General features: G+C 72.6%; 6 protein-coding genes. 5 read left to right on the top strand and 1 reads right to left on the bottom strand.

Translation table 11 applies throughout. The annotated features are described in order from the left end of the window. The 5 genes from ACWIHY_RS16415 (at position 1) to ACWIHY_RS16395 (ending at position 10,004) form a co-directional block, all read left to right on the top strand. On the top strand, positions 1–1,923 hold the full coding sequence (locus tag ACWIHY_RS16415; protein WP_454376349.1) for a serine/threonine-protein kinase: 1,923 nt from the start codon (positions 1–3) through the stop codon (positions 1,921–1,923). Positions 1,924–2,072: 149 nt separating this feature from the next. Further along, positions 2,073–4,730: a protein kinase gene (locus tag ACWIHY_RS16410; protein ID WP_454376348.1), complete on the top strand. Its 2,658-nt coding sequence runs from the start codon at positions 2,073–2,075 to the stop codon at positions 4,728–4,730. A 41-nt stretch (positions 4,731–4,771) separates the two neighbouring features. Continuing rightward, positions 4,772–6,385 carry a serine/threonine-protein kinase gene (locus ACWIHY_RS16405; RefSeq protein WP_454376347.1) on the top strand — a complete coding sequence of 538 codons (1,614 nt, stop codon included), beginning with the start codon at positions 4,772–4,774 and terminating at the stop codon, positions 6,383–6,385. Between the two features lie 142 nt (positions 6,386–6,527). After that, on the top strand, positions 6,528–8,144 hold the full coding sequence (locus ACWIHY_RS16400; protein WP_454376346.1) for a succinic semialdehyde dehydrogenase: 1,617 nt from the start codon (positions 6,528–6,530) through the stop codon (positions 8,142–8,144). A gap of 27 nt (positions 8,145–8,171) precedes the next feature. Then, the gene (locus ACWIHY_RS16395) at positions 8,172–10,004 is read left to right on the top strand and encodes a GMC oxidoreductase (protein WP_454376345.1); all 1,833 of its coding nucleotides are present in this window, start codon (positions 8,172–8,174) and stop codon (positions 10,002–10,004) included. Positions 10,005–10,096: 92 nt separating this feature from the next. On the opposite strand, the gene ACWIHY_RS16390 is transcribed toward ACWIHY_RS16395, so the two are convergent. Beyond that, on the bottom strand, positions 10,097–11,272 hold the full coding sequence (locus ACWIHY_RS16390; protein WP_454376344.1) for an LAETG motif-containing sortase-dependent surface protein: 1,176 nt from the start codon (positions 11,270–11,272) through the stop codon (positions 10,097–10,099). Between the last annotated feature and the right edge of the window lie 600 nt (positions 11,273–11,872).

Raw genomic sequence — 11,872 nt, 5'->3', positions numbered from 1 at the left:
ATGTCGGAGGCGGAGCAGTCCAAGGACCCCAAGGGGCGTCTTCTCGCTGGGCGGTACCGGCTCGGGGCGGTGCTCGGCCGGGGCGGCATGGGTACGGTCTGGCGCGCGGTCGACGAGACGCTGGGCCGCACGGTCGCAGTGAAGGAACTGCGCTTCCCCACGAGCATCGACGAAGAGGAGAAGCGCCGCCTCATCACGCGCACGCTGCGTGAGGCCAAGGCGATCGCCCGGATCCGCAACAACGGCGCCGTGACCGTCTACGACGTCGTGGACGAGGACGACCGGCCGTGGATCGTCATGGAGCTCATCGAGGGCAAGTCGCTGGCCGACGTCGTGCGTCAGGACGGGCTGCTGACGCCCCGTCGCGCCGCCGAGGTCGGCCTCGCGATCCTCGACGTCCTGCGCTCCGCGCACCGCGAGGGCATCCTGCACCGCGACGTGAAACCGTCCAACGTCCTGATCTCCGAGGACGGCCGGGTCGTGCTGACCGACTTCGGCATCGCGCAGGTCGAGGGCGACCCGTCGATCACGTCGACCGGCATGCTGGTGGGCGCGCCCTCGTACATCTCGCCGGAGCGGGCGCGTGGTCACAAGCCGGGCCCGGCCGCCGACCTGTGGTCGCTGGGCGGTCTGCTGTACGCGTCGGTGGAGGGCACTCCGCCGTACGACAAGGGGTCGGCGATCGCGACCCTCACGGCCGTGATGACCGAGCCGCTCGACCCGCCCAAGAACGCGGGCCCGCTGGAAGAGGTCATCTACGGCCTGTTGGCCAAGGACCCCGACCAGCGGCTCGACGAGGCGGGTGCCCGGGCGCTCCTCAATGACGTGATCAACCTGCCCGACAAGCCGGCCGAGCCCGAACCGTCGCCGGAGGCGACGCGGGTGGTGGCCCTGCCGCCGGTACCCGACGACGTGCTCGGCGAGGTGCGCCCGGCCAAGAGCGCCGCGGGGGCGGGCGAGGGCCCGGCCGCGAGCGAGCGGGTGCGGGGTGCGCTGAAGTCCGTACGCAACGCGGCGGCGGCCCAGACCGCCAAGCAGAAGCAGGCTGCCCAGGCGCGCCAGTCGATGTCCGGGGCGGACCCGAGGTCACCGGCGCGCGCCTCGCTCACCGATGTCGTACCGCGTCGCACGCTGGTGATAGTGGCGGTCGTCGCCGCGCTCGCGGTGCTCGGCACCGTGCTCGCTGTCGCGCTGAGTGGTGGCGAGGACGACAGCCCGCAGGGCAAGTCCAAGGACGGTACGTCCGCTTCGAGCGGCACCACCGCCGGCGGCGACGCCAAGGGCGACGCGGACAAGGGCAAGGCAGCGGACGGCGGGAAGGGCCAGGGCCAGGACCCCGGTCAGGGCCAGGGCCAGGACGACGGCCAGGGCGACGACTCCGGCAAGGACACCGGTGGCGGCGACGACGAGGGCCAGGGCGACGCGGACGACTCCAAGACGGACGACCCGCCGAAGAGCGGCGGGCTGCCCGAAGGGTACGTGAAGGTCAGCGACGACCGGTTCCGCTTCACGATGGCGATGCCCAAGGGTTTTGAGCGGAATGGGATAGCGGGCTCGAACTCCGGCGGCATCTACAACGAGAACGGCGGATACCCGCGCGTTCAGGTCGACTTCAATGCCAGCCCCAAGGACGACGCGAAGGCGGCCTGGGCGGCCGCCGTCGTGGGTACCGACGCGGCCAGCAGGAACTACAAGCACCTGGGGATACGGCCCGTCGACTACAACGGCTACCCCACCACCGCCGACTGGGAGTTCGAGCGCGACGAAGCGGGGATGCGCGTGCACGTCCTCAACCGGGGCTTCAAGGTGGACGCGGGCCGCGGTTACTCGATCATGGTGAGCTGCAAGGCGAGCGAGTGGAACGGCGACGAGTGCCGGACCCTGCGGGAGACCGCGCACGCCACGTTCAAGCCGAAGGACTGACGCACGGAACCGCCGGGTTGGCGAGACCCGGCGGCGCGGCCGCGTTCGGCCACGTATCGTGAGAGCTCGTGGACTGACCGTACGCGACCGGAATTGACGACTTGGTGCGGTCACCGAGTCAGGGGTACAGCGCGCTCTGGGGAGGCGTCGTGGACGACTATGCGGGTCGGGTGCTTGCCGACCGCTACCGCCTTCCGTTGCCGCCTTCCGATGCGTACGAACTCGTCGAGACCAGGGCGTTCGACACGTACAGCGGTCAGGAGGTCCTGGTCCGCCAGGTCCCGTTACCCGAGGTCGTGGACGCCGAGTTCCTGGACGGCGAGGGCGGAGGCGGGGCGGCCCAGCGGCGCGCGCCCGGACGTGCGACCCGGCGGCCGGCCGATCCCGCCGTGCGACGGGCCATCGAGGCGGCGCAGGCCGCCGCGCAGATCCCCGACCACCCGAGGCTGGACCAGGTCTTCGACGTCTTCGCCGAGGGCGGCTCGTTGTGGATAGTGAGTGAACTGGTGGCGGCCCGGCCGCTCGCGGCGCTGCTCGCCGAGAAGCCGCTGAATCCCTACCGGGCCGCGGAAATAGCTGCCGACGTACTGACCGCTCTGCGCGTGCTGCACGCGCACGGCTGGACCCACCGGAACATTACCGTCCGCACCGTGCTCGTCTGCGACGACGGCCGCATCGTCCTGACCGGCCTCGCGGCCGGGGCGGCCGAGGAGGCGCTCTGCGGATACGCACCCGTTCCCGTGCCGCCGGACGCGGCGGCGGACGCGGAGGAGGACGGCGGCGGTTGGGGCGCCGCCGTCCCGGTCCCGGGGCGCGAGACGGCGGCGCAGTACGACGCGGCTCCCGCTCCCGCGCCCGGCGCCGGTGTGCGTACCGCCCTGCCCGCCGGCGGCGGAAACCCCGCCGCCGAGGTCCGCGCCGCGCGCGCCGGCGCCATCGCGGCGTACCGCGCCGGAGCCCGTGCGGCGGCGCGCGTCAACGAGGAGCAGCGCCCGGGGGGCACGGGCCCGCTCCCGGTCCCACGTCCGGCCGGGGGCCCGCGCGCGATCAGCCCGTACGTCGACACCGCCCCGGCCTCCGCCCCCGCCTCCGCCCCCGGGCCCGCCGGTCACCCCGGGCCCGCCGGCACCTGGCAGGACGACACCCGCCCCGGCAAGCCCGGCACCGCGAGCGGCTGGCACTCCGGCCCCGGCGGCGCACCCGCCACCGCCCCGGGAGCGCCCGGAGCCGCGGCCGGCAGTCGGCGCCCGCCCGGCGCCGCCGACTTCGACGACTCCTGGCACGGCGCGGTGCCCCGCTCGCCCGCGGGCGACGGAATGCGCGCCGACGGCCTGCGACGCGGCCCTGGCCCGCAGCCGGAGCCGGACCAGGGCCGGCCCCCGGCCCGGAGCTGGGACGAGGTAGTGGCGAGTGGCCAGGCCGGACAGGACGCGCAGGGCGGGCACAGCGGGGTTCCCGTCTACCGGGGGCCCGCCAATCCGCTGGCCGCGGAGCGTGCCCGGCAGGCGCGGATCGCCGTCGTCGGCGCCGTCACCGAGCGCTGGGCGCCCGAGCAGGCCGGGTCCGTCCACGAGAACTGGCAGCTCGCCCCGCCCATCGGCCCCTCGACCGACCTCTGGGCCCTGGGCGCGCTCCTCTTCCGTACCGTGCAGGGCCACGCCCCGTACCCCGAGGAGAGCGCCATAGAGCTGGTGCAGCTCGTCTGCGCCGAGCCGCCCGCCTTCGCCGAGGAGTGCGGCCCGCTGCGGCCCGTCGTCGAGTCGCTGCTGCGTCAGGACCCCACCGAACGGCCCGACTTCGAGGAGCTGCGCGGCTGGCTGCGTTCGCTCGTACGGTCCGCGCCCGAGCCGGAGGCCGGTGCGGACATCGTGCCGCTGCCGTCCGTCGACGCCGCGCGCCTGCCCATCGTGCGCCGCCGCGGCGAGCTCGTGCGCAAGCGCCGCGGTGGGTCGTCCGACGTGCACGGCCGCCACCGGCACAAGAAGAGCAGGGCCGGTGCCAAAGGGGAGCAGCGCGAGCCGCGGCCTCCCCGGGAGCCGCGGATCAAGGAGCCGCGGATCCAGAAGAAGCAGCGCGGCGGCCCACGCTCACTCGGGCGTACGCTCCTCCTCCTGATCCTTCTCTGCCTGACCGCCGCCCTCGTCTATGCGCTGGTCTTCATGCCGAAGGCCGGTGAGCAGGACGGAAGCCAGGACGGAAGCCAGGGCGCCCCCAAGAACGCGGGCGACAGCCGGAGCACCGGCGCACCCGCCACGCCGGGCCCCTCCGCCGGGACGGAGTCCAGACCGCCGCCCCCGCAGAAGACGCCCGGCTCCCAGCAGCCGCAGACCTCCGTCCCGGCCACCGATGTCGCCAAGGGGTACGAGGTCCGCAAGGACCCCGAGGGATTCCAGGTCGCCGTCGACAAGGACTGGGAGCGGCGGCCGCTCAACGACGCCGGGCAGGTCCGTTACCGCGGCAGCGGTTTCGAGCTGCTGGTCGTCCCTGGCCGTGACTCCGTCAAGGAGCACGGCAGCGACCCGATGGACTACCAGCTGAAGAAGGAGCGCGAACTCCAGCCGGTCAGGGACTCCTCCTGGTCGACCCAGAACGGTCTGCGCCGCATCGACGTCGGCCGGCAAGCCATGGCGGAAGGGCAGTTCACCTGGCAGGACAGCAGTGGGCGCGATGTGTACGTCCGTAACCTCGCGATGATCGTCGGCGATCGCTACCACGTCGTCCAGGTGATCGGCCCGGAGGCCCAGCGCGACAAGATCACCGAGGTCTACGAACAGGCCACGGCGGCCTACCGGGTGACAGGCGGCTGAGCAGCCCTTGGGGCTCGTAGACGCGGGGCAGGACAGGAGACGTGGACCACTCACACGCGATGACCGGCGGGACCGGGGGCGGCGAACGCCTTGTCGCCGGGCGGTACCGTCTCGGCGACCGGCTGGGGCGCGGCGGCATGGGGACCGTCTGGCAGGCGACCGACGAGCTGCTCGGCCGGCAGGTCGCCGTGAAGGAGCTCCACTTCGGCGGCGACGAACCCGGTGTCCCCACCGCCGACACGCAGTTGCGGCGGGAGCGGGCGCTGCGTGAGGCCAGGACCTTGGCCCAGCTGGTCCACCCGCATGTGATCGTCGTCCACGACATCGTCGAGGACGCCGGCACCGGACTCTCGTACATCATCATGGAGCGGATCGACGGCGACTCGCTCGCGGACCGGATCGCCGCCGACGGGCCGGTCGGTGTCCGCGAGGCGGCGCGGATCGGACTCGCGCTGGTCGGCGCGCTCCGCCTGGCCCATGAGCGCGGCGTGCTGCACCGCGACCTCAAGCCCGACAACGTGCTGCTGGAGGCGGGCAGCGGCCGCGTCGTTCTCACCGACTTCGGGATCGCCCGGCTCGACGGCGGTACGACGATCACTGATCCCGGGGCCTTCGTCGGCTCTCCCGAATACACCGCTCCCGAGCGCATGGAGGGCGGCCCCGCCGGCCCGGCCTCGGACCTGTGGTCGCTCGGCGTGCTGCTGTGCACGGCGGTGAGCGGCGAATCCCCTTTTCACCGCGACTCGCTCGGCGGCGTCCTGTGCGCCGTCATGCACGACCCGATCGTGTCGCCCGCCGCCGCGGGCCCGCTGCTTCCCGTCGTACAACGCCTCCTGGAGCGCGATCCGGAGCGCAGACTCGGCGCGGCCGAGGCGGAGCGGCTGCTCCTCGCGTTCCTCGCGACCGGCATCGCCCCCGAGGCCGCGGCGCCCGGCCCGGCCACCCAGTCGCACGTCCCCCTGGCGCCCGGGGCGGCGCGGCCCCGAGCCGGCGGTGTCCGGGGCGCGCTCGTCGCGAGCGTTCTCGTCGCCGTGATGGCGGGAGCGGGGGCGGCGACAGCGACGCTGTTCCTGCGCGGCAGTGACGGCGACCGCGACAGCCGGGGCGGCGGCCGTACGGACGCCGCGCCCACCCGCACCGTCACCTCGACGGTGTCGACGCGCCCCGGCGGGGGAGGGCCCGCCCCGACCGGTACGGCCGACCCGGCCCGCACGTCGCCGCCCGGTTACCGCAGGGTGAGTGACCCGGCGGGTTTCACGCTGGCCGTACCCGAGGGCTACAACCGCTCGGCCGACGACAGCCTGGTCCTGTACATGTCGCCGGACAGGAGCATCAGGATCGGCGTACGCCAGCAGAGCCCCGTGCCGGGCGGCCCGCTCGGCGCGATGCGGCGGGCGCACGCGAAGGGCCCGGACACCCGCCCCGGATACCGCGCCGGCAAGGTCACCCCGACCACGCACAACGGACTGGCGGCCGCGCTGTGGGAGTTCGGCCAAGGCGGCTACGAGCCGGGTGACGAGGACCGGCACACGTACGACCTGTGCTGGGAGGAGGGCGGTCTGATGTACGACGTGTGGGTCTCGGCGCCGGTCGGCAGGCAGGACGACGGCAAGCGGCACTTCGACACCGCCCTCGACTCGTTCGCGCGCGGATAGGCCGCGTACCGGCTCCGAGGTCGGGCACAAGCCCCTGATCAGGGCTTATTTGCCAGTGAACACTGGCGCGGTGGTGTGGGGCTGGTGAAAAGGCGTTACCGACGGGTACCAAAAGGCTCGCGGGAGGCTTACTCTCGCCCTCATGACGGACTCGCAGGCCCCCGCAGCCGCCCTCGGTACGAACCCCATCGCCGCCGCCCCCGCAGGTGCGCGCACGGCGGCCGACGTGGTCACCCCCGAGGTGGTCGCCCAGCTCACGCGTGACGTGGTCGGCTCCGGCCGCACCGCCAACCACACGCCCTTCACCGGCGAGAAGCTGGCCGACCTGCCTGAGTCCACCCCGGAGGACGTCGCCACCGCTTTCGAGCGGGCGCGCGCCGCCCAGCCCGTCTGGGCTGCCGTACCCGTACGACAGCGCGCCGCGATCCTGCTGCGCTTCCACGACCTGGTCCTCGAGCGCCAGGCCGAGGTCCTCGACCTCATACAGCTGGAGACCGGCAAGGCCCGCCTGCACGCGCACGAGGAGATCCAGGCCGTCGCCATAGCCGCCCGCCACTACGGCCGCAAGGCCGCCTCGTACCTCAGGCCCAAGCGGCGCACCGGCGCGATCCCGACGCTGACGAAGGTCACCGAGCTGCGTCAGCCGCGCGGTGTCGTCGGCCAGATAGCCCCGTGGAACTACCCCTTCGAGCTGTCGATCGGCGACGCGCTGCCCGCCTTCGTCTCCGGCAACGCCGTCGTGATGAAGCCCGACACCGAGACCGCCCTGACCGCCCTGTGGGCCCGCGACCTCCTCGTCGAGGCCGGTCTTCCCGCCGAGGTCTTCCAGGTCGTCCTCGGTGACGGCCCGGTCGTCGGCCCCGAAATCGTCAAGCACGCCGACTACGTCTCCTTCACCGGCTCCACCCGCACCGGCCGCGAGGTCGCCCAGGGCGCCGCGGCCCGCCTCATCGGCGTATCCCTCGAACTCGGCGGCAAGAACGCCATGCTGGTCCTCGAGGACGCCGACGTCGAGAAGGCCGCGGCGGGCGCCGTCCGCGCCTGCTTCTCCTCCGCCGGACAGCTGTGCATCTCTATCGAGCGGCTGTACGTCCACGAGTCGATCGCCGACGACTTCGTCGCCCGGTTCGCGGCCCGTACGAAGGCGATGCGCCTCGGCACGTCCCTCGCGTACGGCGCCGACATGGGCTCGCTCGTCGGCGAGCGCCAGCTGGAGAACGTCAAGCGCCACGTCGAAGAGGCCGTCGCCAAGGGCGCCACCCTCGTCGCGGGCGGTGTCGCCCGCCCCGACATCGGCCCGCTCTTCTTCGAGCCGACCATCCTGGACGGCGTCGAGGCGCCGATGGCGGTGTGCGCCGAGGAAACGTTCGGCCCGGTCGTCTCCATCTACCGGTTCACCGACGAGGACGAGGCCGTGGCGCAGGCCAATGCCACGGCGTACGGCCTCAATTCGAGCGTCTGGACCAAGAACGGCAAGCGCGGGCACGCCATCGCCGCCCGGCTGCGCACCGGCACGGTCAACATCAACGAGGGCTACGCCCCGGCGTACGGAAGTGTCCAGGCGCCGATGGGCGGCATGAAGGAATCCGGCCTCGGCCGCCGGCACGGCTCCGAGGGCATCCTCAAGTACACCGAGGCCCAGACCGTCGCCCATCAGCGGCTGATCCCGATGGCCCCGTCCTTCGGCATGGACGACGAGAAGTACGCGGCGTTCATGAGCACCAGCCTGAAGGCGCTCAAGGTTCTGCGTTTCCGCTGATTCCAGGTCTTTCAACGAGGAGCGCCAATGTCACAGGAGAGCTCTGTCCACAGCCAGGAGGCTGCGGACGATTGCGCGCGCGACGACGACCGCGCGTACGACTACGACGTCATCGTCGTCGGGTCCGGATTCGGCGGGTCCGTCTCCGCGCTGCGCCTGACGGAGAAGGGCTATCGGGTCGGCGTGCTGGAAGCGGGCCGCCGCTTCACCCGCGAGACCCTGCCCAAGACCTCCTGGGACATCAAGAACTACCTGTGGGCACCCGCGCTCGGCCTCTTCGGCATACAGCGCGTGCACCTGCTCGGGAACGTCATGGTCCTGGCGGGCGCGGGTGTGGGCGGGGGCTCCCTCAACTACGCCAACACGCTGTACGTCCCCCCGGCGCCCTTCTTCCAGGACCAGCAGTGGGCGGACATCACCGACTGGCAGGACGAACTCGCGCCGTACTACGACCAGGCCAAGCGCATGCTGGGGGTGCGCCTGAACCCGACGATGACGCCGTCCGACGTACACCTGAAGGCGACCGCCGAGGCCATGGGAGTGGGCGACACGTTCCACATGGCACCCGTCGGTGTCTTCTACGGCGACGGCAAGGACGCCGACGGTGATACAACGGCCCGTCCCGGAGCGGAAGTTCCCGACCCGTATTTCGGCGGCGCCGGCCCGTCCCGCAGAGCCTGCACCGAGTGCGGCGAGTGCATGACCGGCTGCCGGCACGGAGCGAAGAACACCCTCAACGAGAACTACCTCTACCTCGCGGAGAAGGCCGGCGCCGCCGTCCACCCGATGACGTCCGTCGTGGGCCTCGCCGAGCACCCGGACGGCGGTTACCGCGTCGCCACCGTCCCCACCGACGGCCGCCGCAAGGCCGAGCCGCGCACGCTGCGGGCCCGCCAGGTGGTCGTCGCCGCCGGTACGTACGGCACACAGACGCTCCTGCACACCATGAAGGACCGCGGCGACCTGCCCCGCGTCTCCGCGAAGCTCGGCGAACTGACCCGGACCAACTCCGAGGCCCTCGTCGGCTCGCAGACCACCGACCGCCGCTACCGCAAGAAGCACGGCGCGCCGAAGGCCGACTTCACACGGGGCGTCGCCATCACGTCGTCGATCCACCCCGACGCCAACACGCACATCGAACCGGTTCGTTACGGCAAGGGCTCCAACGCGATGGGCGCGATGTCCGTCATCCAGGTGCCGTACGCCGACAAGTTCCCGCGCGCACTGGGCTGGCTCGGCAACGTCGTCCGGCATCCGCTGCTGACCGTGCGGTCGCTCTCCAACCACCGTTGGTCGGAGAAGACCATCATCGGCCTGGTCATGCAGTCGCTGGACAACTCCCTGACGACGTACCGCAAGCCCGGCGGCATCGGAAAGGGTCTGCTCACCGCCCGCCAGGGCCACGGCGCCCCCAACCCGAAGCAGATCCCCGAGGCGGCGCGCGCCGCGACGATCCTCGCCGACGAGATCAACGGCTTCGCGGGCAGCAACGTCGGCGAGCTCATGGGTACGCCGCTGACCGCGCACTTCCTCGGCGGCTGCCCGATCGGGGCCTCTCCCGAGAAGGGCGTCATCGACCCCTACCACCGGCTGTATGGGCACCCGGGCATCTCGGTCGTGGACGGCTCGGCGGTATCCGCCAACCTGGGCGTCAACCCGTCCCTGACGATCACCGCGCAGGCGGAACGGGCCATGTCGTACTGGCCCAACAAGGGCGAGCCGGACGTGCGCCCGGCACAGGACGCGGTGTACGAGCGGCTCGCGGCGGTCGAGCCGAAGGCGCCCGCGGTGCCGAAGGACGCCTTCGGCGCGCTGAAACTGCCCTTCCTCGGCATGCCTGCGGTCCCGCCCAAGAAGTAGGCGGGCAGGCAAGAGGGGCTGCACTCCCCTCCGAGTGCAGCCCCTCTTGCCGGCTCTACCGGTGTGTCACCGGGTCACCGTCCTCGGCGATGTCACGCCTCGGAACCGGCGTTGCGGCGGCGTACGACGAACATCGCACCGGCGCCGAGCGCCACGGCCGCACCGCCCACGAGGGCGAACATCGGCATCGCGGACGAGGAACCGGTCTCGGCGAGGCTGCCGGTCACGGCCGGGGCCGTGCTCTGGGCCGGCTTCTCGCTCGGGACCGGGGCCTTGCCGCCCTCCTGGGGCTTGGTGCCGTCGGTGTCGGTGCCGGCCTTGACGATCTCGAACCGGTACGCGATGTCGGCGAAGCCGAAGCAGTCCTCGTCACCGATGTAGAGACCGGCGCCGAGGGTGAAGGCGGCGCCGGCGGGCGCGTCGGCCTTCACGTTGATCCGCATCGGGATGTCGACCTCGTAGCCCGGCTTGATCTCGTCGGACTGACCGACGTAACCGACGACGTTGCCCTCCGGGTCGACGAGGTCTTCCCAGTTCTTGGTCTCCTCGTTGAAGGCCTGCAGCGTGACGTGACGGGACTTGAGGAGCTCCGAGCCGTCCTTGTCGAAGGACGCGCCCGCGAAGTAGTCGATCTGCGAGACGGTCGTCTCGGACGAGTTGTAGACGTTCAGGCTGAACTCGCGCCAGCCGCTGCCCGCGGCGATCTTGCCCGGCAGGCCCTTGACGGCGAGCTCCAGGTCGGAGGACTCGCACACGGTCGGCTCTTCGCCCTCATCGGGGTCGGTGGAGGGGTCCTCCTCGCCGGGGTCGGTGCCGGGCTCCTCGGGCTCCCCGTCCGGGTCCTCCTCGCCGTCCGGGTCCGTCTCACCGTCGGGGTCGGCCGCCGGGTCCGTGGCCGGGTCGGTCTCGTCGACGGGGTCGGTCGCCGGGTCGGTGACGGGGTCCGTCTCCGGGTCCTCGTCGGTCGGGTCGGTCTCGTCGGCAGGGTCGGTCTCGTCGACGGGGTCGGTCGCCGGGTCGGTGACGGGGTCCGTCTCCGGGTTCTCGTCGGTCGGGTCGGCGTCGGCCGGGTCGGTCTCGTCGGCCGGGTCGGTCTCCGGGGCCGGGTCCGTCGCGCCGGGGTCGGTCGCCTCGCCCGGGTCGGTCGTCTCCGTCTGCGTGGCGGAGGTGGGGTCACCCTCGGCGTGCGCGGCCGGCGCAGCCAGGAAAGCGGCAGGAGCTATGACGGCCGTCGCGGCCGCAATCGCCATGGCGCGGCGAAGCTTCATGTAGACCTCAGAAAGTCTGGCGTGCCGCGCGGGCGGGGCACGAGATGTGAGGGCCGCCGTGAATGGGGGTGCACGGGTGGCCGTTGGTTCGCATGGATGACCTGTGACCGGCGTAAAGGGTTGCCCGGAATCTCACGGGTTTCTCATGTGGCTTGCGTCACACGCGGTCATCGGCTGCCCGCCCGCACCCTCCGGGCAAAGCGAAGGGCCCCGCGGACGGGGGGAGATCCGCGGGGCCCCTGGCCGTCAGCACCGGCGTCAGGGCAGCGCCGGTGCCGCGGGGCGGCGCCGGGGGGTGCGCCGCTGGCTTGTGCGAGGGAGCGCGCGAAGGGCGCGCCCGGGTGGTGTCGGACCCGTGGCAGCGACCGTCCGGAAGGGCGGGGGCTGTCTTTGCATCGTGCGGGATGTGCTGCGACCTGCGCAACAGTTTCGACGACATCCCCGCTGCCGTCCCGGCGCGGGGTGGACGGGGACATGGCCGGGGGGGGGGGGGGGGCCCCCGCCCCCCCCCCCCCGCGGGGGGGGGGGGGGGGGCACCGAAGGCCCCCGCCCCCGCCCCGGGGGAGGTGGGCCCCGGGCCGAGCGCGGGGCCCCCACCCC

The organism is Streptomyces sp. NPDC055287, from assembly GCF_053646035.1.
Note: the sequence above shows the minus strand (reverse complement) of the source record. Positions and strands in the feature narration are given on the sequence as shown.

What these genes read in the sequence shown, in the direction of transcription:
- ACWIHY_RS16415 (WP_454376349.1), top strand. Translation starts at nt 1, where the DNA reads ATGTCGGAGGCGGAGCAGTCCAAGGACCCCAAGGGGCGTCTTCTCGCT.
- ACWIHY_RS16400 (WP_454376346.1), top strand. Translation starts at nt 6,528, where the DNA reads ATGACGGACTCGCAGGCCCCCGCAGCCGCCCTCGGTACGAACCCCATC.
- ACWIHY_RS16395 (WP_454376345.1), top strand. Translation starts at nt 8,172, where the DNA reads ATGTCACAGGAGAGCTCTGTCCACAGCCAGGAGGCTGCGGACGATTGC.
- ACWIHY_RS16390 (WP_454376344.1), bottom strand. Translation starts at nt 11,272, where the DNA reads ATGAAGCTTCGCCGCGCCATGGCGATTGCGGCCGCGACGGCCGTCATA.